Consider the following 25,754-nt stretch of genomic DNA (forward strand, 5'->3'; position numbering starts at 1 on the left):
CGCGAACGGACCCGCGCGGTCGCCAAGACCACCATCCGCCGGCTGCTGTCCCGCCGCGACATCTAGCTAGATGATGTCCCGGAGGCAGCGGTGGCCCAGCCGCCGAGAGCTCGGGCTGGGCGAGGACGTCGCCGCGGTGTACGACTCGGACACGACCCCGGGGCCGTCATCGGATGCTGATCCGCCGGTGTTCTGAGGTCGGATCGGGCATTAAGCCAGTCCGCCGGGCGCAAGGTCTTCGGCCTCGCCACCGCAGGCGTCGTCTTGCTTGACCTCGTGTGCGTCAGTCCGGCAGCCAGTGCAGCTCGTGCGCCAGCGTTTTGGCGACGGCACGGATGCGGCGGTGCAGCGGCGATTGCTCGCGCGGGAGGACCAGGTGGATCGTCAGGCTGGGCGCTCCCCGCAGCGGTCGCCAGGTGACACCGGGCGGTGCTGCCGCGACCGCGGCTTCTCCGGCCGGGGCGAGGGTGACCCCGTCGAGCAGGTCGCGTTGAGACATGTCGAAGGAGACAGCGGGCGTGTGGAATCGAGGGTGTGGCCGGATGTCTCGGAACAGTGCGGACAGCTGATCGTGGACCACGGGGTTGGCCGCACGATCCGGGAGTCGCAGCGGATACGCGGCCGCGTCGGCGATCTCGATCTCCGGGTGTTCGGCCAGCGGATGGTGCTGCGCCAGCTGGACCCCGACGCGCATACGCCGCAGCAGGAACCGGCGCACGCCACGGCCCGGCTGTTCACCACGGGTGATCCCGGCATCGATTCGGCCATCGGCGACCGCGAGGGAGATCTCCGGTGTCGCCATCGGTACCGCGCCGACCTCGAGCCCGCTGTTGCCGCGAACCAGCCTGTCCACCAGGGCCGGTACCGTCTCGGCCCCGGCGCTGAGGCTGTATCCGATGCGCAGCGTGCCCAGCTCACCGGCCGCCGCGCTCCGGGCGGTGTCCCATGCCCGGTCCAGCGCCGCCAGCGCGGGCGGTGCGGACTCCGCCAAAGCCGCACCGGCCGTGGTCAATGCGACGCTACGCGTGTTGCGGACCAGCAGGGCCGTACCGAGTTCCGCCTCCAACCGGCGCATCCGGGCGCTGAGTGCGGGCTGTGCGATACCGATCCGTGCGGCCGCGCGGGTGAAGTTCAGCTCCTGCGCCAGTACCAGGAAGTAGCGCAGGCTCACCGTATCCGGCGCCACGTGCCCTCCCCGCCGATTGATAACGATCCGTTCTGAGTCTATCCCGTACCGGTCTTTCCCTCGGCCGCGCACCAAGCCCTAACCTGCGCATATGACGATTCAACCGGCCGCAGTACCCATCGCCGGGATCGATCGATCTGCATGTCAATGCGAAGTCGGACGTGTCCGGCCCAACACAGGAGGTTTCCGTGGCCAAGGGCTACTGGGTCAGTGTCTACCCCGCTATTTCCGACCCTGAGGGGCTGACTGCCTACGACAAGCTGGCCGGTCCGGCTGTCCAGGCTGGAGGCGGGCGCACCATATCCCTCCTCCCGTCCCAGGGCGGTCGAGTCGTCGCCCACGAGGCCGGAATTGCGCAACGCGTCGTTCTCATCGAGTTCGCCAGCTTTGAACAGGCTGTCGCGGCATACGAGAGTGAGGCGTACCAGAAGGCGCTGGTGGCCCTCCCTGACGGCTTCGAGCGCGACTTCCGCATCATCGACGGCATCGACTGACCTCGACGGCCTGCATGAGGCCACCGGCAGCCTGCCGTGTCCTGCTCAACCTCATCGACCTGGGCCTGGCCTGGCAGCTCCCGCCCATGCGCTCGACCGGCCCCGGCCGGCCGCCGGTAGCGGGGAAGACTTCCTCCATAGGATCTCAACCTCCCCCGGCGATCGCCGGGCCGAAAGCTACCATTCCCGCAGGCGCCACGTCGTCGTCCAACAGCAGCCCGGTGCCGTGCGGCGGGCTACTCCATGTCCTAGCAGCCCGCGAGGTCGCTCCGGCCTGCTGATGCGGGGAGCGACGGCGAGTAGTCGTCGAGGGTCATGGCGTTGTGCAGGCGTGCGCTCTTGCTGGCCAGGCGGAGAAGTGCTCGCCGGGGCCGGGCGGGCAGGGCGGAGATCAGGCGGGCGCCCTGGGCCAGTCCTCGTACGCCGAGGCGGGAGGCGGGGATCAGGGTTTTGGCCGCGCTGAGCGCGGCCGCGTGGCTGCCGCGCACGTGCCCGGCCATCGCGTGCTCGTAGGCGGGGAAGGCGCGCTGGTGATCGCCGCCCGCTCGCGCCAGTTCCCCGGCCAGTACGTACGCGCCGACGACGGCCAGGCTGGTACTGCCGCCGACGGCCGGGCCGGGACAGTAGCCGGCGTCGCCGACGAGCGTCACCCGGCCGCGCGACCAGGTGTCCATGCGGACCTGGGTGATCGAGTCGAAGTAGAAGGCCGGCGTACGGTCCAGCTCGTCCAGCCAGCGGTCCACCTCGGGGTGCATGCCGTCGAACGCGCCGCGCAGCAGCTCCTTCTGCCGGGGCACGTCGTGGTGGTGGTAGTCGAGCTCGTGTTCACTACGGAACAGGAGCAACGCCCGTGCCTCGTCGAGGTGTCGCGCGCCGTACATGCCGGCGGTGCGGCCCACGCCGACGTGCATGAGGAGCTCTCCGTCGAGGCCGAAGGCGTGAGGCAGGGTCAGCACCCCGAAGTAGGCGCCGATGAAGGCGCCGAAGCGGGGCTCCTCGCCGAAAATGAGGCGGCGCACGTTGGAGTGCAGCCCGTCCGCGCCGACGACGATGTTGAAGCGGCGCGGCGTGGCGCGCTCGAACTGTACCTCGCCGTCGGGCGAGATCGCGGTGATCGAGTCGCCGAAGAGGTACTCGACGTGGTCGCGGGTGGCGTCATAGTAGATCTCGCTCAGGTCGTCGCGCATGATCTCCAGGTGCCGGTCGGAGGTGGCGTTGAAGATCTTGGACAGGTTCACCCGGACAGGGCGCCGGGCGCCCTCCTGATGAATGGTCATCCGGTTGGTGCCGGTGGCCCGCTCCTCGACGCGCGCGATCAGGCCCATCTGCTGCGAGATGTTCATCGCGGGCCGGAACAGGTCGACCGCGTGGCCGCCGGTCTTGCGCAAAGCCGGCGCGCGCTCGACGACGGTGACGGAGAAGCCGTGCCTGGTCAGCCAGTACGCCAGGACCGGACCGGCGATGCTGGCGCCGGAGATGAGAATCCGCATGGCATTCCTGCTTGTCATTCAGCCCACCCGTACGTCGTGGAGCGCGCGGTCGACCGGCCGTGACCGCCCGTCGGAAACGTTCATGAGCCCACTGTCGCCGCCGGTACGCGCCGGTGGCTTGGACAAATGTTCCCCTCTATCGCCTGGCCGGCGGATTGAAGCACGGCCTCGAGAATCGCGGCGGACCGCCGCATACAACTCGACCTTGGACTTGGGCTGCACCAGCGCCACCTCATCCCGCGAAGCACATCAATGCTCGCACCACCAGTCCTCGGGGCGCTGTTACTTCCCAGCGACATCACCTTGCAGCGGAAACGATCGCTGTCACCTGTCATCGACAGAACCAGACGTCAAATGGACGCGGGACCACGTCCGTGGACGTGACCAGGCCATGCGGCGGGAAGTTCAGCGTCGTCAGCGCTCTTCGTTGGTTGGATGATGGGGCATCGTGACGGACTCGGCGAAGTGAAGGTCGCGCGCCGTGGATCATGACCGGACGGTGGCGGCCGAGGTGTGGACCGACCCCTTGGCGCCGGCTTCAGTACTGCGTGACCCCCCAGCGAGCGTGGCGGAGTTCCTGCTCGGCGACGGAGCCTGAGGTGGTCAGGCCAAGGCGAGCACGTCCCCTGTCCCAAGGTTGCCCGCTCACCCGCTTCGCGCCTGCTTCGAACTCATAACGGATTACCCCCGTCGCCGCCCCTGGGACTGTTGGCGACCAGATCAACGTGATCATCGCGATGACGCTGCACGACCGTGCTATCACCCCATGCCCCACCAGACCAGTCGTTCATCTGGGATTTGCACCTCGTGACCCCGCCCGGCTGGCGGGCACACGCCCGCAAGCTCGGCAGTGTGATCTTGCTCGTCGGGTAGGGCTCACGCCTGACCGACACGAAACCACCTGGACGATAACGCTGCCGCGTGCGCGCGGGCCGGGCTGCTCACCAGCGCGCTGATCCCCTACGCCGAAACTGTCGGTGCCCGTCCGTAACATCTCGGTCACCAAGACGGGCAGCGGCCGGGTTTCGGGTCGAGCCGAGACAGCAGGAGTTCCGGCCTTGGCGCGGGCAGAGGACTCGTGCCAGGAGTGCGCTGCGGCCGGCCGACACAGCCTGCTCAGCGTTTACGTCGCGAGGGGTCGCCGGTCTTGCGGCGTTTTCCTGCCAGTGGCTGTGCTCCCCGATGACGCGGAGGCCGAGGCCGGCGAGCGCGCGCTGTGGCATCCTCCCCGTTCGTCTCATCGACGGCCACCGTGACCTCGGTGGCCTCCCCGGGGCCGGTGGTGGGCTGTCCGGTGAGCAGGTCGGTGAGCCGGTAGGCGGCGTGGCCGTCCAGTGCGCTCTGGCCGCGGTCGTAGCGCTGGGTGGTGACCGGGGAGGCGTGCCCGAGCAGTTCCTGGACGTCTTCGACGGCGACGCCTGCGGCCCGCAGCAGGGTGGCGGCGGTGGCGCGGAGCATGTGCGGGGTCAGCTTCGCGATGTCCAGCCCTGCGGCGCGGGCGGCCCGGCGCAGCGCGGTCTGCTGCCGCCAGCGGTCGAAGCTGCGCCCGTCGGCGCGTAGCAGGAGCAGCTGGTCGGTGCGGCGGCCGTCCAGCAGCGGCCGGAGCAGCTCCATCACCTCGGCGGCCAGCGGCACGACGACCTGCCGGCCGCCCTTGAGCCGGAAGGCGATCACCCAGTGCCCCGCCGAACGCTCGATCCGCCCCGCCGTCAGCCCCTCCAGCTCAGCGGCGCGCAGCCCGAGGGTGGCCAGCAGCATCACCGCCGCGGCGTCGACCGGATGACGCGGGGCGATCTGCTGCGCACCGCGTACGAGGGCGGCGGCCTCGTCGAGGGCCAGTGCGGGGGTGGTGCCGACCTTGCCGACCTCGGGCGTCTCCACGAACGTAGCGGGGCTGTGGCTGATCACCCGGCGGCGCACCGCATACCCGTACAGCGATTTCAGCGTGGAAATGTGCCGTTTGACCGTCGCGGCGGCCAGCGGGCCACCGCCCCGGCCGAGCACCGCCGCATGGCCGCCGCCGGTGCCCAGCTGCTCGGCGTAGGCGACCAGGACGTCCTCGCTGACCTGCCACAGCCCGGCGCCGGGCGCGGCGGCGGCCCACCAGCGTACGAACTTGGCCAGGTCGGCCAGCCGGGCGCGGCGGGTCGCGGCGGTCCTGCCCGCGCGCAGCCACGCGGCCACCGTCGGCCAACTGGCCCGCTGACCGGGGGTAGGCACGTCGTCGGTGCGCGGCAACGCGTCGATGAGGTCAACGTCGGCGCCGGGCACCTCACCGCCGTCCCTCGGCCGCCGCCGGGGACGCAGCCCGGCGATGTCACCGACCGAATCCACCAGCGGCGCGGGCGGCGGCAACGGCGGCTCGGCCGCCTGACCGACCCCGCCGACCACTCCCCCGCCGCCACGACCGCCCGCATCGGCAAGCGTCGCGCCCGCCCCGGGACGCCACACCGCGGTGGGCACGAGCACGTCGTCACGGCTCATACGACTCCTTCGAGATCGAGGCGCTCCGAGGGGGCCTCTCCGGTGTCCTGACTCAAGAGAAATGATGCCGGGTGTAACAAGCCTGCCCAGAATGCATCAGCTTCGCTGAGCCGCGGGCCTGCCGACCGGCTCAGCGAAGCTGATGCACACGGAATGCGGGCGCTGGGCTGTGGCCACCACAACCGCACGCCCGGGCTCCCGTCAGGGTCGTGACGAGCCTGATCGTGCCACATTGATCGTGATCAGCGTCCGTCGGTGTTCGGTCGTGGTGGGCTCGTGAAGAACCTGTGCAGTTCCCTGGCCACCAGGGGCGGATTGCCGCCTCTGTTCCTGTTGCCCGAGCCGCCGTGGTTGAGCTTGGCGAACTCGACGCGTTCCGCGTCGGGCAGCAGGCGTTTCAGCTCGTCGAGCGCGCCCTTCAGATAGGCCGGGCTCTTGCCGCCGCCCATGAGCAGGACGTCGGCTTTGATGCCGGCGAAGCGCCGCCACTGGTCTGTCGTCTCGATGATGAGTTGGGCGTCGTAGTGAAAGGTCGGGACGAGTCGCAGCATGTCGCCGAGCATGAGCCGGACGATGGGCTTGAGCAGCCATCCGGGCGGGGCGTGCCGGAACAGCTGAGTCTCCTTCGTCGCGATGACCAGCGCTTCGGCGTGGTCGCCCGCCTCGATCTCCCGGTCGAAGCGGGGTAGCCAGTCGGTGGCCAGCGACCCGTTGATCGACAGCGGCGGCTCGTAGACGGCCACCTTGCGTACTGTCGGCAGGTCGAGCGCCGCCTGCAGGCAGATGATGGCGCCCGAGCTCAGGCCGAACAGCGCCTTGGCGCCTGTCGCGGCGAGCAGCGCTTCGAGGTCCTCGACCTCCCTGCGCAGGCCGTAGTCGGCCCCATGGGGGCCGCTCAGCCCGCGGCCGCGCCGGTCGGGCAGGTAGACGGTGAACTCGCCGGCCAGTTCCTCGGCCAGCTGCACGTGGCTCCCCGCCGACTCCATGCCGCCGTGAACGAGGACGATCGGCGGGCCGCTGCCGAGCCGCTGGTAACCGATGGTGGTTCCGTCTGAGGAGGAGACGGAGCCCGTGGTGCCTGACGTGTTGACATCCATCGCGGTCATCCCTTCGGACGTGCCTCGACCGGCCCCCAGGGTTGCCACCCTAATGCGATATAACGCGATGTGGGCGAACGCTCACTCTGCCCCAGCCGCCAGCGACATGCGCACGTCGCGACCCTCGCTCATCGAGCCCGAGAGGGACGGGGCGCCTCGGAGAAGCCCCGTGCCGCATCAGTTTGCCTGGGCCCAGTGAGAGTTCTCATTCTTCTGTCAGTAGCTGATCATCATCAGGTGGCCAGTAAGCACAATGGAGCTTCATGGGAGTCGATTCTGGCATCGGGGGGGCGGAGGAACGGACGGCCAAGCGCGAGGCGACCGACCGTGTCCTCCAGTGTTGCCGCGCTCATGCGCCTGCGCGCTGCCAGAGGGTTACTCGTAGCGTGCGCGTCGGGCGATGGGGGTGAATCCCAGTCCGCTGAACAGTGCGGCCGACGCGGGGTTGTTGACGTTGATGTCGAGGAGGACATGCGTGTCTCCGGCTGCGCGGAGCCTGTCCAGCGCGGCCAGCGCGAGCATCCGGCCGATCCCCTGACCGCGCCGTGCGGGAAGCGTGCCGATCTGGATCAGGAAACCTTGAGCGCAGGTCACGAAGCCGAGAAGATCTCCATCGTGCCGGCGTGCCACCAGCGAGCAGTGGGGGCGGAAGGCGTCGTCGACGGTCCAGTCGATCCATTGCTGCTGTGACCAGCCGGGAAATCCGGGCCGGTCGGCGAAAGACCGCTGGTACGCCTGAAAGAAGAGGTGGCGCGTGTCTTCCTCCCAGGGCTGGACGGTGATGCCGGCGGGGATCGCGGTCGGGGGAAGAGCGTGCAGGTCGAGGCGCATCACGTCTTCGCCGAAGCTCTGGCGCAGGCCACCAGACGCACGCATCCAGGAGCCAGCAACCGGTCCTCGCCGAACACGCCGACGCTGATCATGTCCAGGCCATAGCGTCGCCCCAGAAGATCGCCCCCAAGCCTCCTGCTCTCCTCCATCACGTGCCGTGCATCGGCCCGCAAGACCAGCTATCTGAGTGAGATGCTCCGGCGAGAGTGCCGACCACGTCATGTTCATATTGGCTCCAGACCGGTAAACAGCATCGCGGTCACGGCGGTGCCTGAGCTGGGCCCGTACGGGTGGCCGCGTCTACGGCGCCGTCGAGGTCTGAGATTCCGCCGGAACAGGCGATGGTTCAATGGCCCGGACCACGTGACATATCGGCCTGGGTCGCGACGAGTTCGGCGTACTTCCCGGGCACGCTGATCAGTTGGTCGTGGGTGCCGCGCTGGACGATTCGGCCCGCGTCCAGGACCAGGATGAGGTCAGCGTCCCTGACCGTGCTGAGCCGGTGAGCGATGACGATCCTGGTCTGCGGCAGCCGAGCCAGGCGGGCTTCGATGGCGGCCTCGGTGGCGCTGTCGAGGTTGCTGGTGGCCTCGTCGAGGAGAAGCACCCTGGGCCGGGACAGTACGGCGCGGGCCAGCGCCAGTCGTTGCCGCTGGCCGCCGGACAGGCCGCCGCCCTCGGTCAGCATGGTGTCGTACACACGACGGCGTCCAGGAAGCCGTGGGTGAGGCCGACCTGTACGTCCGCGTCGAGCTGCTGGGCGAAGTGACCCGACCACTGCTCGACAGCCCTGCGCTCCGCGCCCGACGCTTTGAGCGTCTCGATGCCGCTGAGCGTCTGGATGAGGGCGCCCTGCGACTTGGCCAGGGCCGCCAGCTCCCGCTGGGTCAGCAGGTGTACGCGCCGGGACATGGCCAGCAGCAGCAGCGACTGGAGCAGCACCACGCCCGTGAGCGCCGCCCCGAAGACTGGGTCGCGGGCGTGGACGAGCGCCAGGTAGCCGATGGCGAGTGGCCCGTCGAGGACCGCGGTGATGATCTGGCCGGTGAGCAGTTCGCGCAGGGTCGAGACGCTGGAGGCGCGGGTGACCAGGTCGCCGGTGCCCCGCCGAGTGAAGTACGTGTAGGGCAGGGCTACCAGATGGCCGACCACCCCCTCGCTCAGCTCCCGGTCGGCACCGGCGCGTACGGTCACCAGCAGCGCCGCCCGCAGGTAGCCGAGCACGAGCTGGGCCGCCCCCGCGATCAGTACCGCCGCGCCGAGCAGCGGCAGCAGGGCGGCGGCGCGCTGCGGCAGTACCGTGTCCAGCAGCAGCTCGGAGAACAGCGGCAGGGCCAGGCCGGCCAACTGCAGCAGCAGCGAGGCCGCGATGACCTGCGCGAGCAGGCCGCGCCGGCGGGCCAGCAGCGTCCGTACGAACTGTCGCCGCCAGGCGTCGGCCGGCGACGGGCCGCGCCGGGATCCCGCGCCCGGTTCGAAGAGGAGCAGGACGCCGGTGAAGCCCGCCGCGAACTCCGCCTGGGTCAGCCGTCGCCGCCCCTGGCCGGGGTCGACGAGGTCGACGCGGCCGGCGGCCCAGCGCTCGACCACCACGAAGTGGTTGGATTCCCAGTGGGCGATGGCCGGGAGCGGCGCACGGGCGGCCTCGCCGGGGGCGAGCCGGAGCGCCTTGGCGGCCATTCCGTGCTCGCGGGCGCCCGCCACGACGGCGCGGGCGCTGAGGCCGTCCCAGCCGACGCCGAGGCGCTCCGACAGCTCGGTGACCGTCGTCCGGTGGCCGTGATGGCCCAGGACCATGGCCAGGCATGCCGCCCCGCACTCGGTCTGCGTGTTTTGGAGCACCACCCGCAGCCGGCTCACCGGACGCCCGCGATCAGTACCGCCACCACCCCGCCCGCCGCCGGCACCGCCACCGCGAGCCAGAGCAGTGCGAACGACGGGCCACGGCGATCAGGCGCGGTCACAGCCAGTGCCATTCGACGTCGGCCTTGGCCCGCAGTCCGGCCAGGTACTCCGCAAGGCCCGCGCGACCGGCGGCGAGGGTGCGCGGGTCGGCGGGGTCGGCGGGACGGCGTTCGCGGACGACGCCGAGCAGGTGACTCCTCCCGTACGGGACCGGCCCGACGACGGTTCCGGCGGGGGCGGTGCGCAGCGGTTCGGGCTGGTCGAGGGCGGGGCCGTCGGCGGTGGTGACGGTGATCCGGTCGCGGCCGGCGAGCGCCCGGGTGAGGGCGGCGACGGGGTCGGGGGCGCTTGCCGGTACGGCGAGGCGGTCCTCCGGGCCTTCCGCCCACAACGCCCAGACCCCCTCGAACTCCGCCGGATTGCGCGCCAGGTAGTCGCGTGCCGTCTGCCGCTCGATGCGGGCGCGGACCCGCTGCTTGACCGCCAGGCCGGGTGATGTGGCTGGTGTAGGCCGTCTCGGTCAGGCCCACGCTCTCCAGCCAGCGCGTCAGGTCGGCGCGGGCGTGCAGGCCCTTCCTGATCCGGAAGTCGTCGGACGCGCGTTGGAGCTCCTCCTGGGTGGGCGGCGGCTCCTCGCCGGTCAGGGCGCCGAGGAGGAAGTGGTCGATCAGCTCCTCCTGGATCGACGGGTCCCGCTCGGCCCGGACGCGCCTCGACGGTGTGCTCCCACCCGCGCAGCAGGATGGTCGCGATCTTCTCGACGTACTTCCGGTGGTTCGCGTCAGTGACCGGCTCGGGGGCCTGCGGGTGGGTGGGATGGCGGTTCCAGATCGCGGTGAACCGCGAGCAGTCGTACGCGCGGCCGTCGATGCGCAGCGTGTGCCGCCATGACCCGCCGGTCAGGCGCGAGCTCATCGTAGTGCGGGCGGGGTAGCCGCCCGGATCCCACCACAGAAACTCGGCACCGCGCTTGACGAGTTCAGGAACGACCATCCTCACCGAATCGTCGTTCTCGGCGCTGAGGATGAGGATCAACGGATTTCCTTGTCGTCGGCGGGCGGCGTGCCAGGTAAGCACGGGCACGCCGCCCTTACCGCACTATGGCTTCAGGCGTTGCCGTCACACCTGGATGTCCAGCCTGTCGACGGTCCGGCCCTCATGACTGCTGGCCAGATAGGCGCACGACGGCCCTTGCATGCCCCGGCCCCCGACGATGTCGTCCAGGGCGTCCTCGGGCAGCTCGGCGGCCTTGTCGAGATCGTCCAAGCGAATGCTCATTGCTCACCTCTTACGATGTTTGATCGTTTTCTTCCGATGTCACGACGCAACGCTAGAGATCATCCGGTTCCGGGCGCGTCCGCCCGGCGGCGCGATCGCCTACCACCGGAGGCTGACCCGGCTACCTCAACCGGCTGACGCTCATGGCCCGGCCCGGCAGTACCGTTCTGCGGGTGGACCCCCTCGCACGGCTGGCCCAGGTGCCCCGGCGCCCGCCCCGCTCGGACCTGGCGCTCGCCGTACTGCTGGCCGTCTGGGCTGTCGCCGAGGTGCTGCCACCGGGCCCGGACCCGCTCTGGGCCGGGATCGCCTTCGCCCTGGTGACGACGGTTCCGCTGGCGGTACGGCGGCACGTACCGCTGCTCGTTCTCGCTGTCATCGTGGCCGCGCTGCTGCTGCGGGCCGCCACTGCCGACGGCCCGCCCGCCACGGTCGCGCCGTTCCCGGCGATGCTCGTGGCCGCCTTCTCCGCCGCGCTGCACACACGGTCGCTGCCGGTGGCGCTCGGAGCGTGGTGCGGCGCTGTCGGGGGCATGGCCGGCGCGATCGTCCTGCAGTTCTACGACACCCGGCCGGACGCCGGCTCCGCCGTGGTCATGGTCTTCTTCGTCACCGGCGCGTGGATGGCCGGGCGACTGCTGCGCCGCCGGGAGGTCCAGTTGCGCGACGCCCACGAACGTACCCGTGAGCAGGCGCTGGAGGCGGTCGCCGCCGAGCGGCTGCGGATCGCGCGGGAGCTGCACGACGTGGTCGCGCACTCCCTGTCGATCATCGCGGTGAACGCCGGAGCCGCGCGTGAGCTGGCCGTGGGCGAACCGGAACGGGCACGCGACCACATGGACTTGGTGGCCGACATGGCCCGCGAAGCGCTGACCGAGATGCGCCACCTGCTGGAGGCTCTGCGCGACGACGGCGACGACGCCCTCACGCCGCAGCCCACCCTCGACCGGCTCCCCGAGCTCGTGGAACAGGCGCGCACGGGCGGATTGCCGGTGCGACTGATCGAGCAAGGAGGGCGACGCACGCTGCCTGCCGGGCTGGAGCTGGCCGTCTACCGGATCATCCAGGAGGCGCTTACCAACGTCCGGCGCCATGCCGGTCCGGCCGACACCGAAGTCCGCGTCACGTACGGAATCGGGCAGCTCGACCTGGAGGTCGTCAACGCGCCGCCCGGCCCCGGACACGCGCCACCGGCCTCGGCTCCGCCCGGGCACGGCCTGGTCGGAATGCGGGAGCGCGCCCGCCTCTACGGTGGAACACTTGAATCCGGTCCCGCCGCGGACGGCGGCTACGCCGTCCGCCTGCACCTGCCTGTGGAGCCCCCATGATCCGGGTCCTGATCGCCGACGACCACGCGCTGGCGCGCTCCGGACTGTCGGCCATGCTCGGCGTTCAACCCGACATCGAGGTGGCGGGCATGGCCGCGGACGGAGCCGAAGCGGTCACCGGGGCCTCTCGCCTACGGCCCGACGTGGTGCTGATGGACATCCGGATGCCCGTGTTGGACGGTATCGAGGCCACCCGGCGCATCCGCGCCCGAACCGATGCCCCCACGGTGCTGGTGCTCACGACGTTCGATCTCGACCAGTACGTCTACGAGGCGCTGCGGGTGGGCGCCGGCGGCTTCCTGCTGAAGGACGCCCCGCCCGGCCAGCTCGCCGAGGCTGTACGAACGGTCGCCGCCGGGCAGGCGCTGCTCGCGCCGGCGGTGACCCGGCGGCTCATCGAGCGCTTCCTGACGATGCCGCCCGGAGGCGGGCGAGCCCTGGAACGCCTCACCGACCGTGAGCGGGAGGTGCTGGCCCACGTCGGGCGCGGTCGCTCGAACGCGGAGATCGCCCAAGCGCTGCACCTGTCCGAGGCCACGGTGAAGACGCACCTGTCCCGGGTGCTGACCAAGGCAGGGTTACGTGATCGGGTGGCAGCGGTGGTCTTCGCCTACGAGCAGGGCCTGGTCAAGTCCGGCGAGGCGAGGCGAGGCGCTGACCGCCATCCTGCCGCGGACGGTCCGTCCGGCGAGCACCGCGATCTGGGTACGGGCCGCGCTCGTCATAGGTCGGACGCGAAGCGGTACTGGGCGATGGGCGTCAGCCGGTTGAGGTAGCCGAGTCAGCTTCCGGTGGTAGGCGATCGCGCTCCCGGGCGGACGCGCCCGGGAGCGGATGATTTCTAGCGTTGCGCCATGACCTCTCAAGAGACAGCGCGAGGGCGCACCGCAGGCCAGTTCCGCGGTACGCGACCGGCTCGCCCGCGCGCTGGTGCCGAGCGCGTACGCGGCCCGGCAGCGCCAGGGACACCCCGACGGCGGTGACGATCGCGGGGATCGCGGCCAGCCGCTGCCACGCGGGGCTGCGGTCGGCGATGGTGTGGACGGCGACCAGCGGGCCGAACGGCAGGAACGGCTTCTCCCAGAAGACCATGACGCTCATCGCGGCGCCGACCAGCAGCGCCACCGTCATGGGTGCGCGCCTGCGCCAGTAGACGGGCGCGGAGGCGACCACGCCCAGGGCGACGATCCACCACGCCTTCGGGCCGGACACCAGCAGCGGGCCGAGGGTGGCCGCGGTGGTGACCGCCGCGATCACACCGTCGCCCCGCCGACCGCAGAACCCGCCGACCCATTATCGGCCCTGCACAGCGCGGCCTGCAGCCGCCGTCCGATCCGGGGGTGCAAGGCAGAAGTACGGCCTTGCAGTGCTCATTGTTACGCGGACCTCCCCCGCGTACTCGGTGTCTACTCATCGCCGGGGCCCGGAACACACCTAAGGAGCAAGATGAGGAACGCACTGCGCACGCTCACCCTGGGGGCACTGGTGGCGGCACCGCTGCTGGCCCTGTCGGCACCGGCGCACGCCTTCACCAACGTGACGTCGAGCGGCGGCCGGCTCTCCGTCAACTCGGCGAACGTCGGCGACAATGTCTCCATCAGCGTCCAGAACGGCTTCCTCGTGGTGAGGAACAGCAAGGACGCGCTGATCACCGCGGGCGTCTGCCAGCAGGTCGACACCCACACGGTGCAGTGCCCGAGCGGGGGCGTCACCAACATCCAGGCCAACCTGCAAGGCGGCGACGACACCCTGAGCAACAACACTGCACTGCCGTCGAGGGTCTTCATGGGGCCCGGGGCCGACACGTTCTTCGGCGGCGCGGGGAAGGACTTCGTTTCGGGCGACGACCACGACGACATCCTGCACGGCAGGGGCGGCAACGACATCCTGGTCGGCAACGCCGGGTTCGACCAGGGATTCGGCGGAGCGGACAACGACTTCTGCGACACCGAGACGCTGAACTCCTGCGAGGACTCGTGAGCCTGCCGGGCCGCCCCGAAGATCGGGGCGGCCCGGCAGTACGGAGCAGGCCAGGCGATGTCGCCGGGCCGGACGTGGGCGCACCGGCAGGCCAGACGCGAGCGCGTTGTTGAACAGGTGGGGAACCGCGCGACCCGGCTGGCCGCCCGGGCTGTCCGAACTGGCCGACCTCAGCGGCGGGCGTACACGGGGTGGGGCTACCTGAGTCCGGCATCGCCCTTGCTCGTGGTCGGTGCCGGTGCCTGCTTCCCGATTCTCGAGGCGCGGGCCGGGTGCTCGCCCGGCCGGCTCCGCGGTGCGGCGAGCACCAGAGGTCGAGAGCGTCTCAGGCTCCAGGCAAGATAGTCGTGGTGCCGGTCCCTGACTCCCTGGGGATTCGGGACGCAGCAGACCGACCTCTACACGCCGTCGGAGACACAGACCAGCCCCAAGTACGCCACCGTCCACGGTGCGAGGATCCAGCCGCACGACCCTGGCAAGGTCTCCATTTCATACACGGTCGGTACCAGCACCGTGAAGGTGAGTTGCTGGACGCGTGGCTACTACTTCCCCAACAATCAGTACCCGCGATTCGTCAATGTGCCGGTTACGGCCTTCTTCACTCCCAAGACACCGTGACCGCCGTCCAGGAGGAGGTCGCTCGAATGAGCGGGCCAGCACGTGTGCGGTTTAGCGGCGGGGTTCCTGATTCTGCTCACCCTGTCCGCGTGCCAGATCGGCCCCGGCGAGTTGTTCAGGGTCGTCAACGAAACCGATGAGAACGACGCCGTCTACGCCACGTTGCCGCCCGGCCGTATGACGGCGACAGCGCTTTCCGAGGGCTATTGCGAGCAGTCGCGGGGCGGCCGGCAGTATCGCTACCAGGGCCGCGTGTGCGGCTGACGACGCGCATGCCGGGGGCATTGCGCCTGGGCGGACCATCGCCATTCGAATACCACATGTTCTTGACGAGCTACCCGACCACCTCGAAGTCGCGCGACTGAATTTCGGCAGTTCGGCCTTTCAGTATCAGGCCGTCAGCGCCAGAACTTCACCCCTTGCGCGATATGGGGTTCAATTTCGTGCCGACCAATCACGACTGGGATTCCGCCATGCCGGACTACAGCGATCACGGTCTGGTGAGGCTTGCGACGGTGGCATCCTGCGGCGGTCAGTCCTGCGGGGTCAGGGGGCGGCGAGCACGGGGACGTCGGTCACCTTGCCGAAGTTCTGCACCTGGTCCTTGACCTCGAACGTCACCGACTTGACGTCGTCGGGGGGCGCCGGGAAGTAGACGAAGACGCGTTGCGTGCCACCGGGGCCGATGGCGGTGACCGCGTTCTCCACGAAGAAGGACTCGCTGCTGCGCACCGGGTAGTGACGCGCGCGGCGGCTCTCGTCGACCACGGTGAACATCCCGTACGCCGAGTGGGTCACCCACTCGTGCTTGAACACCCCGCTGAACGGCTGCGGCTGAGGCACCGCGGCCACGTCCTGGTTCAGGTTGCGCACCTCGAAGCTGCCCACCAGGTAGGCGCCGTCGCGGTAGAACGGGTGCACGTCCACCTTGAGCTCGCCCCGGGTGATCGACCCGATCACGGGTCCGAGGTCGTCGCGGAACTCGGCGGGCGTCGAGTCCGACGGCGTGGTGGGCGCCTCCTGTTTGATCTTGTAGGAGATCTCCACCCGCCGGTTGCGGGCCCTGCCGTCCGGGTTGTCGCTTCCGTCCGGCCGCTGGTTCGCGGCCGTGGGCTCGCTCTCGCCCTTGCCGGTGGCCCGGTAGTCGTACGCGTCGCCGAGCCGGGTCGCCAGGTGGTCGCGTACGGCTCGCGCGCGCCGTTCGGAGAGCGTCTGGTTGTAGGAGGCGGAGCCCTTGCTGTCGGTGTGCCCTTCGATGAGGAGCGGCGGCTCGGCGCGTTCGCCGGTCTCCCGGGCCACTTCGTCGAGCACGGCGGTGGCCTTGGCGGACATGGTGGCCTTGTCGAAGGCGAACAGCACGTCGGTGCGCAGCGCGACGGTCTCGTCCGCGCCGGCCTGGGTGGTCGAGCGCTGCTCGGTCTCGACGAACTCCTGAAGGTCCTCCACCTGCGACCAGATCTCACCCGCAGGCGGGGTGACCGGCCACTGGAACTCCTGGCCGGGCGCCGCGTCGCCGTCGTCCCGCGGCTTGGCGACCGGCGCCGCCGTCGCGGCCGTGACGGGAATGCCGGTCAGTTCGGCGAGCCCGTCGGCGCCGATCACGGTGACCTTCTCGACCTCGGGGGGAAGCGGCGGGAAGTACACCTCGACCGGGTAGCGGGTGCCCTCGCGCCAGGTCTCCGAGTCTCCGCCGGAGGTGACGTGCCTGGTGCCGAACGCCTTGCCGTCGCCGTCGTTCTCCCGCAGGGTCCAGTAGAGCTTCTTGCCGACCGGGTCGAGCAGCCAGAACTCGGCGAAGTGGTCGGGCAGTGTCCCGTGGCCGAAGTGCGGGCCTTGGAAGTCACCGGAGTCGCTGCTGAGCTCCATCTTCAGCGTGGTCAGTGACGAGTGCCTCTCGACGGCTTCGACCGTCAGGTCCATCACGGTCCCGGGGTAGACGACACCCTCCCGGGTGAACGTCCGTGCCTGGGTGGTCTGTGGCGCGGCGGCGCTGGTGGCGGACGCGGGCGGCGTCGGCGGCTCGGCGTCCGGGACCGGCGGCGGGCCGGAACAGGCGGTGAGCAGCACGGCACCGACGAGTAAGCACGTGCACGGGAGCGGTCTCATCCTGCGGATCCCTCAGGTCGCCGACACACCTCTCGTCCATGATATTGGTCATCCGTGATCGTGACGGGGATTCCGCGGCGTCAGGACGGCCCGATCCGGACGGCGACGCCGTCGAGGATGAGATCCAGCCCGAGCGTGAAGTCCAGGTCGGCGACCGCCGCGTCGGGGGTGTCCGCCGGCAGCGTCTCGAACAGCGCGGAGGCGAACAGCCGGGCCGTCTCGGGGAAGCACCCCGGATCGACGAGCCGGGCCAGCGCGCGGCCGTAGTCGCGTTCGGCGCCGGCCTGTCCCTGGCCTGCGGGCCTGCCTTCGGCCAGCTCGCCGTGCTGCCGCACCGACTGGACCACGTAGCCGTTGATCAGGGTCAGGACGCCGACCTTGTGCGCCCAGTCGAGCCCGGTGCCGGAGCGATCTGGTTGGGCCCGGAGGGCGGTCCGGAGGTGGGCACGCGGGTCAGCCAGGGCCGGCGGCGGCGTCGGCCATGAGCGTCAGCAGCTCGTTCTTGGAGCCGACGTATCGGTAGAGCGACATGCCGGTGAAGCCGAGGCTCTTGGCCACCTTGGGGATCGTCACGCCGCCGAGCCCGTCGCGGTCGGCGATCTCCACGGCGGCGGCGACGACCAGGTCGACGTCGAGGGCTGCGGGCCGCCCCAGCCGCGAGGACTCCGGCAGCCGCCACAGCCGGCGCAGCGCCGGCGGAACGAAGTCGTCGCTGGTCATGGCTTCCTTGTTCGCCCCGGAAGGTCAGCCGTCATTACGCCAGAGCCCCTTTTAGTTTATCTGTGAAACAAAATCGACGGAAGGGCGGAATGGCCACCACGCGGACATGGAGAGGGCCGGTCTGGCGCGACACGGTCGTCTTCCCCCCTCAGCGACAGCCACCTCGCGTACATCTGGAGCCCTGACAGGAGGCCGGGCGACACCTCGGGCCTGTGGGGCCCGTGGTACTCGTTCTTGAGCGATCCCCACTGATCTCTGCACTCAGCCTCCTCGAAGGCCCGTACATGACGAAGGGCCCGGAGGAATGCCCCCCGGGCCGCAGGTGATCAGGTGGCTACCGGGTCAGCACCATCAGCGTGAAGAAACCGGTGTACGTGCAGTAGTAGGACAGGTAGGCGCCGCTGCTCCTCAGCGCCTTGCCCTTGGCTACGCACTTGGCCTCGGACGAGTAGTCGCCGTACTTGATCCAGGTGGAAGCGGCGGCCGAGGTGACCGACGCGGTCGTGGCGCCGGCGGGCGCCGCCAGCGCGAATCCCGTCGCCGTAGCCAGAGCGACCGCCGCGAACGAGGTCGCGGCGGCGCGGGTGAGCTTGGTGGACATGAAGCATCCCTTCGGGGGGTCGGGCAGCTACGCAGCGGAATAGTAGATCATTTCCGCCATGACCATGATCATAATCATGTGCCCGGCATGCGGCTCCCACCACCCCGCGTTTGCGGTCCTCACGCCCAGGTGGAGGCCCCGGCGTCATCACGCTGTCCCGGCCGCTGCCCGTCATCGGCGGCGAGCTGAACATCGACCGACAACTGTTCCTCGGCAGCCTCCGTGCCGCGGCGCTGGACGCCTCCCAGCCGCGTACGCGCCTGACCGGAGCCGATGAAGCCCGGCGGCTCCCCGAGACCGAACTGGCCGTCGTACGAGATCCGCGACGTCGAGGGCCTGCCCACGATGATCGGGCGGGTGGCGTCGCTGGTCACCCAGCGCATCGTGGAGGACGGCCCGGCGTTCGCGATCAGGCCGCGTTCATTCCGCACTGCCTGATCAGCTAAAGACCGGTGACGGCTCGCGGCAAAGATTCGGCAGGCCGCCGGCCATGTACGAAGCCCTCGGGTTACCCGGCGGCACCGCCAGGGCACAGCACGGGATGTTGAACGCAGGGGACGGGCTCGCATCGGCGCCGCCAGATCTCCGCAGGACTGTCGGGCGCAGTGGCGCTCGCTGGCACTCGAGGCAGGCCATGGAGCTCTCCAACAGCAAACGGATCCTTCGCTCGGCCAACTACACCCAGATCAAGCTCAGCGCCACGGAGTTCGCCGAGGAGGACCGGCGGCCCGGCCGGGCGTTGGAGAAACTGAACTTCATCGACCAGATCCCCCTGACGCCGGACGAGCTCGAAGCCGGCGTTGAGAAGCTGATGCGGCAGGAGGACGAGGCCCAGCAGCGGCAGGACGCCGGCGAGGGCTACGACCGGTCGCACCTGCAGCAGGTCGTCAACGTGAAGCGGGAGCTGTCGCGCGCGTCCCTGGCGCCTGATGTCTTCTCCCGGATGGCGCCGACCGCCGCCGCGATCCCGATCTCCGCACTCTTGGCGGTCGCGCGCAGCGCGGTGAGCGGCGACCTCGGCGGAGGGGGGAGCCTGCAGATCGACGCCTTCGAGCAGACCTTCAAGGTGGCGCCTGTCGGGCGTCTCCACCTCGAACGCATCGAAATGTACCCGGCGGGCATCGAACGCGGGGAATTGATGTTCACCATCCCGCTGGCACCCAAGGAGACCATTACCGTCTCTCACAAGGAATGGTCCACGACCGGCGAAGAGTACGAGAACATCGTCCAGGACTTCTTCGAGAGTTACAGCGAACGCGGCGTAGCGGAGAAGACCGACGCCTCGCTCTCCGCCGAGAACGAGAGCAAGCACGCCAGCGCCTTCAACTTCCAGGCCGTCGCGTCAGGAAGCTATGGACCGGTGTCCATGACGGTCACCACGGGGCTGACCAGTACGTCGGACAATCGTGAAGCGCTCAAGACGAGCACGCAGCGCTCCCGCGAGGTGACGGAGAAGGCATCCTCCCGCTCCCGGCAGGAGCACAAGATCTCGCTCAAGCTCGAGAAGAAGTCGGGCGTGGAGGACAGCTCTTTCCGCACCATCACCAATCCGAGCGATACCAAGGCGCTGCGCATCGATTTCTACCGCATGATGCGCAAGTGGCGCACCGATCTGTTCCGGTACGGGCTGCGGCTGACCTTCGACATCATGGTGCCCAATCCCGGAGCTCGGCTCTGGGCGCTGTACCGCCAGGTTCGCGAGCTCGACGCGCAGATCAGGAAGCCGTTCGTCTTCCCGCTCACCCTCGACCAGCTGACCGACGCCAACTGGAGCGCGGAGGCGACGAAATGGAGTGCGGCGGTCGATCCGCCCCCGCCGGCTAAAACGGCTTTGAGTGATTCCAGGAAGCTCCACAATCCCGACCCGCCCGATCCCGGCGTCAATCTCGAAGTGTTCGAATTCATCGCCCCGGACGGCTACACAGTGGGCTCCGAGGTCGCGGGTACGGGAAGCTGGACGGGCGAGCACGACAATCCCGCCATGCAGATCCCGCCGCCCGTCGTGATGCAGGTCACGCCCGGTTCCTTTCCTCACAGCGGCACGTTCCTCTTCACGTCCGAGGCGCGCGGCGGCTCGAAGAAGAAGGTGCTGGAGATCCTCTACCTTCCGTCGGAGCTCATTCACTTGACGGTCAGGGCCGGAGCGAACCGCACGCCGGAGGCGTTCGCGTCCTGGCGGCAGCAGGCGTGGTCGGCGATGCGTGACGCCGCGTTCAACGCCTACCGCGAAGAGATCGCCCGCCTGCAGGAGCAGCGTGACCGCCTGTGGGCCGATCTGACGAGCAAGGACACCTTGACGCTGCGCAGGCTGGAGCGCGAGGAGCTGATCCGGCAGGTCATCACCTGGCTGCTGGGCCCCGACTACCGGGTCTCCCCGGCGAAGACGAGCGTGCTTCTGAAGAAGATCGTCGGCGACGAGCAGAAAGACTTGCCCGACGACCAGACCGGGGGCGCCGACCAGCATCAGCTGACGCCGGCGGACTGGGCGAATCTCAAAGAGATGGGTGACGTCGTCAAGTTCGTGCACCATGCGGTGGAGTGGGAGAACCTGCTCTACTTCCTGTATCCGTACTTCTGGGGATCGGACGACCTGGCGCGGGAGAAGATGCTGTTCGAGCACCCGGACGTCAACCACCGCGACTTCCTGCGCTCCGGATACGCGCGCATCGTCATTCCGGTCCGTCCGGGCTTCGAGGAGCAGTTCACGAAGCTGATCGACTCGGGCAGTCTCGGCGGCACCGGGTCCACCCCTTACCTGCCGATCGCGCAGGAGATAGCCAATCATGCCCGGACCAACTACATGGGCATCCCTCCGGCCAACCCTGAGACGCACGCCCGCCCGCTGCTGCTTCCTCAGCAGCGTAAGACCTGGGCGACGATGGAGCAGGTGATCCTGAAACTGGAGGAGTTCTACAAGGCCAACGGGAGCTATCCCAGCGCGCTGTCCAGTCTTTCGGGCGGGCCCTTCATCGACGCGTGGGGGAAGGCGCTCAAGTACACCATGCCAGGCTCGAGCAACGACTACGACCTGTTCTCCTTCGGCGCCGACGGTGATGAAGGCGGAACAGGGGCCGATGCCGACATCTCCGCCGGCGCGGCAGCCTCGCTGGTCGGCACCTGGTACGACTACACACCGACGAGCGGCATCGACATCGAGCTGAACAGCAAGCTCGACACCACGGCGTGATCGCCGCACGCCCGGCACCAGGAGGCGTGTGGTCATGAGACGGCGCGTCTGCATGGTCCCGAGCAACACGCTGAGCTCGACGCAGGCCAGCACGTTCGCTCTGAAGATCATCGAAGGGCCGATCTTCCTCGACTATCTGAGCGAGACGCTGGGCCAGCCCGTCCAGTTGTTCAGGCAGCACGTTCCGGGCGTGCAGGACTGGTGGGACGTGGGGGAGATCTCCTACGCCGCCGTCCTGTCGACCCGCCACAAGGGGAAGGTCACCTTCGAGGCCCTGCGCGCCGACCGGAACCTGCCGCGCCCGGACATCTCCACGTTCAACGGTCCACGAGTCTCCCGGTTCTTCAGCTTCGGGTTCACGACGGTGACCAAGGCTCCGCCGATCGGTCCGCCGCCTCCCGGGGGCGGCCGGTCGGAGATCTACGAGATCAAGCCGCGCAACCATAGAGGGGAAGCAGACGCGCTGCAGAAGCTGGTCGACGTCGAGGCCAGTTACGTACGGCACCGGATCAGCGGGATTTACAGCCGTGGCACGACCTATCCGTTCCTGGTCGTCAAGGAGATCCCCCTGGAGTGCAAGTTCATCGCCGTCTGGCGCTACCTGATGAACCTGTGGCTGGCCCCGCTCAAGATCGCCATCGCCTCGATCGACATCGAGGTCCAGCGCAGGCACCCCGGCGTCCTGCTGTACAGGATCTGCGTCACCCTGGACGGCCCTGAACGGCTCACCCAGGACGAGGCCGATCGCGTGGCCAACTTCGCCGTGAGAATGTTGCTGGAGGTCAACACGCTCGGTGCCTCCGCGGAGGCCAAGAGCGCCACCAAGGCCATCACCGAATCGCTGCAACCCGCCGACCCCAAGGCCACTCCCCCGCGGCAGACCTCGCCGGTCGTCGCGGGCAAGGACCTGTCCAAGACCCCCTACCTGTCCATCGTCGCGGACTCCATCGTGGACGAGATGCGCGACGGCCTCGCCGCCATCCGCGACTCCATGTACTCCCGGCTCATCGGAGCTCCGGGAGAACGGTATTTCCTCTGCTGCGACGAGGCCTACTACGCCAACGCGATCGAAGGGCCGAAACGCGCGCGCCTCGCCTCTCAGATCAGAATGCTCGGCACCGGAGGGCAAGCCCGCGCGGCGGCCGGAAAGTCGATGGCCGGCTTGCTCCCGACCTTCAGCATCACCGGCGCGGAGCTGGTCAGAGGGCTGCCCGACATGGCCGTCGCAGTGGGCCGGTGGGCCCTCGATCATCCGACGGAGACTCTCGTCATCGTTTCCGTCGCCATCGTGGTGACCGCCGCGCTCATAGTTTCCGCCGGCGGTGTGGCGCTTCCCGCGGTCGCGGCGGCGGAGGGCACGGCGCTCGCGGGGGCGGCCACCACCGCGGAGATCGTCACCGCGGAAGGGGCGGCCCTCGGCATGCCGGCCACCATCATGGCCCAGACGCCCGGCGCAGCGAGCGTCGCCGCGGCCGCCGTACCCGATGCCGTCCTCGTCACGGGTGAGACGGCCGGTACGTCGCTGGCCTCGGCGCCCGCGTGGCTCAGATCCGCCCTCGCCTCCAGGGCGACCGCCGCGGAACTGGCCGAGATCGCCGGGCAGAAGCAGATCGACGAAATGCTGATCAACGTCATGGCGGAAGTGGCGCGACGCAAGGTGCTGCCCGCCGTGGTGTCGGCCGGAGCGGTCGCTCTGGTGGGTCTCGCGCCGTCCGCCGCTTTCGCGGCCACCCCACCCACCACCACCGGTGCCGGCGCCGGCCCGATGGTCGGCATGACCACCGGGCGCCTCTACCTGATCAAGGTTCCGTCGGTCCTGCCCTATCCGTTCTCTTCGCCGCCCCCACTCCATCAGGTCTTCGACGCCGAGCGATACGTCGACAAGACCGCCCGCCTCTCCGGCCCGCAACCCATAATCGGAAATGTACGGATGCTCGGCAGCCTCAGAGTCACCTGACCTGCACTGACGTCCCGCCGGGCCAGGGCCAGCCGGAAGAGCCGCGGTGATGCGTATCCGGAGTTGAGGAACAGCGGTACGGCCATGAGCGGTGAGAATGATCTTGGCGTTTCCGCTGGTCGTGAGCACTACAGCTCGATCACGATGCGGACGAGCCAGCCGATCAGGTAGCTATCGTCCGCTTCATGCCGGTTGAGTTTCTGACGGATGAGCAGGCTGCGGCGTATGGGACGTTCGCCGAGGTGCCGATGCGGTCGGAGCTGGAGCGGTTCTTCTATCTGGACGATGTCGACCGGGACTTGATCGCGTTGCGCCGCACGCGCTCGCACCAGCTCGGGTTCGCTCTCCAACTGACGACGGTTCGCTACGTCGGGCTGTTCTTGAGGATTCGCTGGAGGTGCCGTGGCCGGTGGTGGAGTACCTGGCCGAGCAACTCGACATCGCCGATCCCTCGTGGGTGAAAGCGTGTACCCGCCGCACGCAGACGGCCTACGAGCATGCGTGGGAGATTCGCGACGCCTACGGCTACAAGGTGTACGAGGATCACGAGATGGGCCGGGAATTCCGGACCTTCCTCCACGGCCGGGCGTGGATCCACGCCGAGGGACCGGTCGCTCTGTTCGACCACGCGGTGGGCTGGCTGCGCCGGCATCGGGTGCTCTTACCCGGCGTCCATGTGCTGGCCCGGCAGGTCTCCGAGGTCCGCAAGGCAGCGGAGAGCCGGCTGCACGCGACGGTCGCCAAGGCCACCCGCCAGGTGGATCCGGCGCTGCCCGGCCAGCTACTCGCACTGCTGGAGATCCCGGTAGGCAAGCGATGGTCGGATCTGGAGCGGCTGCGGAAACCACCGACTCGCAACTCCGGCAGCAGCCTGGCCAAGGCGCTGCATCGGGTAGAGGAGATCTCCGCCTTCGACCTGGGACGGCTCAAGCTCGCGCATGTGCCGCCGAACAGACTGTCGGCACTGGCTCGGCAGGCGATGAACAGCAAGACCTCCAACCTGGGACGGCCCAGCGAGCCCAAGCACACCGCGCTGGTGTGCAACCTGGAAGCGATGGCCATCGACGACGCGCTGGATCTGTTCGCGCTGCTGATGTCCACCAAGCTGATCAACCCGGCCCGGCGCGGGACCGACAAGGAGCGCCTGGCCATGCTGCCGAAATTGGAGGGAGCCTCCCGGATCCTGGCGAGGGCTTCCCGGGTGTTGATCGAGCGGCTGCAGGCGGTGGAGGAGACCCAGACGGACCTGGATGTCGCCGCGTTGTGGGCGGCGCGTTGTGCCATTCACCGGCACGGGCGGGACGGATACGGGAAACTTTCCCAATGCCTGCTGAGTACACCCAAAGTGACCAGTTCCGTGGTGCCTGCATCCACCTGAGCGACCTCTCCGGCCTCGAGATTCGCGATTGCGACGTCACCGGCCTGAAGATCGTGGACTGCTATGGGGGCAACGTCTCCATCGGTGGCGGCTTCGAGCGTGTCGTTGTCAACGACGTCGACGTGACCGCCCACGTCGAGGCCGAGCTCGACCGGCTGCATCCCAACCGGGTGCTGGCCCGTGAGGCCACGTCCGCCGCCGAATACCGGGCCGCTTGGGATGCCATCGAGCAGCAATGGGAGGAGACGCTCGACCGCGCCAGGCGCCTACCCGAGGCGAAGCTGCACGAGCAGGTCGACGGCGAGTGGTCGTTCGTCGAGACGCAGCGGCATCTGCTGATGGCCGGCGATGCCTGGATCGGCAACGCCGTGCTCGAGGAGGACGCGCCGTACCACCCGTTGGGCCTTCCTAGCGGCTGGATGCCGGCCGAAGCATCGGCGAGGCTCGGGCTCACCCTCGATGCCACCCCGACGCTCGACGAGGTACTCGCGCCGCGGCTCGCCCGCATGACCACGATGCGCCGGGTCGTCGACGAGCTCACCGAGGCCGAGCTCGATCGGGTGTGTGGTCGCAAGCCGGCGGACCCATATCCGGACCGGGAGTACGTCGTGCGCCGCTGCCTCACGGTGGTGTGCAAGGAAGAGGCCGAGCATCACCGGTATGCGGTCCGCGACCTCACCGTGCTCGAGGCCGGTGCCCGAACCGAGTGAAGGCGCGTCCCGGCAATGGACGGAGATCTCGCGATCCTGCGCTTGACCAGCCCGTCTTGCTGTCGGAGCCCTCATCGCACCCGCGCTGCCCAGCCAGGGAGCGGTGCCGACCGGCGAGGTAGCCACGACCGGCTACGGAAAGACCAGCAATACGGGCTTCCCCAACGAGCGACGCGAGGTCTTTCTCGATGTCACGCCGCGGTGGACCTGCGAAGGCGATCACGCCCGGAATGAACTGCACCCGCAAATCCGGCCAGACGGCCCGAGCATGCGGCACTGAACGCTTTTCATCCTGCTTCACGGAGTTGAAGAACGAGGATGGCTTTGACGAGCTGACCTGCGAGAAGAGGGCAACACCGTAGCTTGCGAAGGACGCGCCAGGTTTTCAGCTGCGCATTCGCGCG

Annotated in this window: 23 protein-coding genes and 4 pseudogenes; 9 read left to right on the top strand and 18 right to left on the bottom strand. The window is 69.1% G+C overall.

Annotated elements, in window-relative coordinates:
* Positions 1-283 precede the first annotated feature (283 nt).
* A complete protein-coding gene (locus tag KME80_RS19400; protein WP_219507152.1) occupies positions 284-1,186 on the bottom strand; it encodes a LysR family transcriptional regulator in 903 nt (300 codons plus the stop codon).
* A gap of 188 nt (positions 1,187-1,374) precedes the next feature.
* Between KME80_RS19400 and KME80_RS19405 the strand changes: the two genes are divergently transcribed.
* Entirely contained in the window at positions 1,375-1,680 is a 306-nt protein-coding gene (locus KME80_RS19405; RefSeq protein ID WP_219507153.1) for a DUF1330 domain-containing protein, read from the top strand.
* 248 nt (positions 1,681-1,928) lie between these two features.
* On the opposite strand, the gene KME80_RS19410 is transcribed toward KME80_RS19405, so the two are convergent.
* The 9 genes and pseudogenes from KME80_RS19410 to KME80_RS19440 all read right to left on the bottom strand — a co-directional run bounded on the left by KME80_RS19410 (position 1,929) and on the right by KME80_RS19440 (position 10,765).
* On the bottom strand, positions 1,929-3,170 hold the full coding sequence (locus KME80_RS19410) for an FAD-dependent monooxygenase (RefSeq protein WP_219507154.1): 1,242 nt from the start codon (positions 3,168-3,170) through the stop codon (positions 1,929-1,931).
* A 1,116-nt stretch (positions 3,171-4,286) separates the two neighbouring features.
* Positions 4,287-5,654: a tyrosine-type recombinase/integrase gene (locus KME80_RS19415; protein WP_219507155.1), complete on the bottom strand. Its 1,368-nt coding sequence runs from the start codon at positions 5,652-5,654 to the stop codon at positions 4,287-4,289.
* A 242-nt stretch (positions 5,655-5,896) separates the two neighbouring features.
* Positions 5,897-6,751, bottom strand: coding sequence for an alpha/beta fold hydrolase (locus tag KME80_RS19420; protein ID WP_219507156.1), 855 nt, complete (start codon positions 6,749-6,751; stop codon positions 5,897-5,899).
* Between the two features lie 375 nt (positions 6,752-7,126).
* The gene (locus tag KME80_RS19425; RefSeq protein WP_219507157.1) at positions 7,127-7,582 is read right to left on the bottom strand and encodes a GNAT family N-acetyltransferase; all 456 of its coding nucleotides are present in this window, start codon (positions 7,580-7,582) and stop codon (positions 7,127-7,129) included.
* Between the two features lie 346 nt (positions 7,583-7,928).
* Positions 7,929-8,282 (bottom strand): ATP-binding cassette domain-containing protein, encoded by a 354-nt coding sequence (locus KME80_RS50410; protein WP_308125833.1) that lies wholly within the window; start codon positions 8,280-8,282, stop codon positions 7,929-7,931.
* Positions 8,264-9,379, bottom strand: coding sequence for an ABC transporter transmembrane domain-containing protein (locus tag KME80_RS19430; protein ID WP_246645217.1), 1,116 nt, complete (start codon positions 9,377-9,379; stop codon positions 8,264-8,266). The genes KME80_RS50410 and KME80_RS19430 overlap by 19 nt, the downstream gene beginning before the upstream one ends.
* Before the next feature lie 163 nt (positions 9,380-9,542).
* Complete coding sequence (locus KME80_RS19435; RefSeq protein ID WP_219507159.1) at positions 9,543-9,878, bottom strand: hypothetical protein; 336 nt, start codon at positions 9,876-9,878, stop codon at positions 9,543-9,545.
* A gap of 359 nt (positions 9,879-10,237) precedes the next feature.
* A pseudogene (locus tag KME80_RS53215) lies at positions 10,238-10,570 on the bottom strand (MvdC/MvdD family ATP grasp protein); the annotation flags it as partial.
* Positions 10,571-10,606: 36 nt separating this feature from the next.
* The gene (locus KME80_RS19440; protein WP_219507160.1) at positions 10,607-10,765 is read right to left on the bottom strand and encodes a hypothetical protein; all 159 of its coding nucleotides are present in this window, start codon (positions 10,763-10,765) and stop codon (positions 10,607-10,609) included.
* Between the two features lie 173 nt (positions 10,766-10,938).
* Here KME80_RS19440 and KME80_RS52765 point away from each other — a divergent pair, with 173 nt between their 5' ends.
* The gene (locus KME80_RS52765; protein ID WP_219507162.1) at positions 10,939-12,093 is read left to right on the top strand and encodes a sensor histidine kinase; all 1,155 of its coding nucleotides are present in this window, start codon (positions 10,939-10,941) and stop codon (positions 12,091-12,093) included.
* A pseudogene (locus tag KME80_RS19450) lies at positions 12,090-12,731 on the top strand (response regulator); the annotation flags it as partial. The gene KME80_RS52765 and the pseudogene KME80_RS19450, both read left to right, overlap by 4 nt.
* Before the next feature lie 121 nt (positions 12,732-12,852).
* On the opposite strand, the gene KME80_RS19455 reads toward KME80_RS19450, so the two are convergent.
* Complete coding sequence (locus tag KME80_RS19455) at positions 12,853-13,350, bottom strand: DUF7134 domain-containing protein (protein WP_219507165.1); 498 nt, start codon at positions 13,348-13,350, stop codon at positions 12,853-12,855.
* Between the two features lie 189 nt (positions 13,351-13,539).
* Between KME80_RS19455 and KME80_RS19460 the strand changes: the two genes are divergently transcribed.
* Together KME80_RS19460 and KME80_RS19465 are read left to right on the top strand one after the other, a co-directional pair.
* Positions 13,540-14,073, top strand: coding sequence for a calcium-binding protein (locus KME80_RS19460; RefSeq protein ID WP_219507166.1), 534 nt, complete (start codon positions 13,540-13,542; stop codon positions 14,071-14,073).
* A gap of 660 nt (positions 14,074-14,733) precedes the next feature.
* Positions 14,734-14,955: a hypothetical protein gene (locus tag KME80_RS19465; RefSeq protein WP_219507168.1), complete on the top strand. Its 222-nt coding sequence runs from the start codon at positions 14,734-14,736 to the stop codon at positions 14,953-14,955.
* A gap of 282 nt (positions 14,956-15,237) precedes the next feature.
* On the opposite strand, the gene KME80_RS19470 is transcribed toward KME80_RS19465, so the two are convergent.
* The 5 genes from KME80_RS19470 to KME80_RS19485 form a co-directional block, all read right to left on the bottom strand.
* Complete coding sequence (locus tag KME80_RS19470) at positions 15,238-16,797, bottom strand: OmpA family protein (RefSeq protein ID WP_219507169.1); 1,560 nt, start codon at positions 16,795-16,797, stop codon at positions 15,238-15,240.
* Between the two features lie 80 nt (positions 16,798-16,877).
* Positions 16,878-17,144, bottom strand: a complete 267-nt coding sequence (locus tag KME80_RS50420; protein WP_308125834.1) for a hypothetical protein — start codon at positions 17,142-17,144, stop codon at positions 16,878-16,880.
* A gap of 106 nt (positions 17,145-17,250) precedes the next feature.
* A complete protein-coding gene (locus tag KME80_RS50425; RefSeq protein WP_246645218.1) occupies positions 17,251-17,517 on the bottom strand; it encodes a TetR/AcrR family transcriptional regulator in 267 nt (88 codons plus the stop codon).
* A gap of 334 nt (positions 17,518-17,851) precedes the next feature.
* Positions 17,852-18,118 (bottom strand): hypothetical protein, encoded by a 267-nt coding sequence (locus KME80_RS19480; protein ID WP_219507171.1) that lies wholly within the window; start codon positions 18,116-18,118, stop codon positions 17,852-17,854.
* Between the two features lie 119 nt (positions 18,119-18,237).
* Positions 18,238-18,549: a hypothetical protein gene (locus tag KME80_RS19485; protein WP_219507172.1), complete on the bottom strand. Its 312-nt coding sequence runs from the start codon at positions 18,547-18,549 to the stop codon at positions 18,238-18,240.
* 203 nt (positions 18,550-18,752) lie between these two features.
* Here KME80_RS19485 and KME80_RS19490 point away from each other — a divergent pair, with 203 nt between their 5' ends.
* Both KME80_RS19490 and KME80_RS19495 read left to right on the top strand, forming a co-directional pair.
* Entirely contained in the window at positions 18,753-21,305 is a 2,553-nt protein-coding gene (locus tag KME80_RS19490; protein WP_219507174.1) for a type II secretion system protein GspG, read from the top strand.
* A gap of 34 nt (positions 21,306-21,339) precedes the next feature.
* Positions 21,340-23,262, top strand: a complete 1,923-nt coding sequence (locus tag KME80_RS19495) for a hypothetical protein (RefSeq protein WP_219507175.1) — start codon at positions 21,340-21,342, stop codon at positions 23,260-23,262.
* A gap of 128 nt (positions 23,263-23,390) precedes the next feature.
* On the opposite strand, the gene KME80_RS50430 is transcribed toward KME80_RS19495, so the two are convergent.
* On the bottom strand, positions 23,391-23,612 hold the full coding sequence (locus KME80_RS50430; RefSeq protein ID WP_246645231.1) for a hypothetical protein: 222 nt from the start codon (positions 23,610-23,612) through the stop codon (positions 23,391-23,393).
* Here KME80_RS50430 and KME80_RS19505 point away from each other — a divergent pair.
* Together KME80_RS19505 and KME80_RS19510 are read left to right on the top strand one after the other, a co-directional pair.
* Positions 23,511-24,640, top strand: a pseudogene (locus tag KME80_RS19505) (DUF4158 domain-containing protein). The gene KME80_RS50430 and the pseudogene KME80_RS19505 overlap by 102 nt on opposite strands.
* On the top strand, positions 24,586-25,350 hold the full coding sequence (locus KME80_RS19510; RefSeq protein WP_219507180.1) for a DinB family protein: 765 nt from the start codon (positions 24,586-24,588) through the stop codon (positions 25,348-25,350). The pseudogene KME80_RS19505 and the gene KME80_RS19510 overlap by 55 nt, the downstream one beginning before the upstream one ends.
* 287 nt (positions 25,351-25,637) lie before the next feature.
* Here the strand turns inward: KME80_RS19510 and KME80_RS19515 are convergent.
* A pseudogene (locus tag KME80_RS19515) lies at positions 25,638-25,754 on the bottom strand (IS5/IS1182 family transposase); the annotation flags it as partial.

This window comes from Nonomuraea ceibae, assembly GCF_019396325.1.
Classification (GTDB): Bacteria; Actinomycetota; Actinomycetes; order Streptosporangiales; family Streptosporangiaceae; genus Nonomuraea; species Nonomuraea ceibae.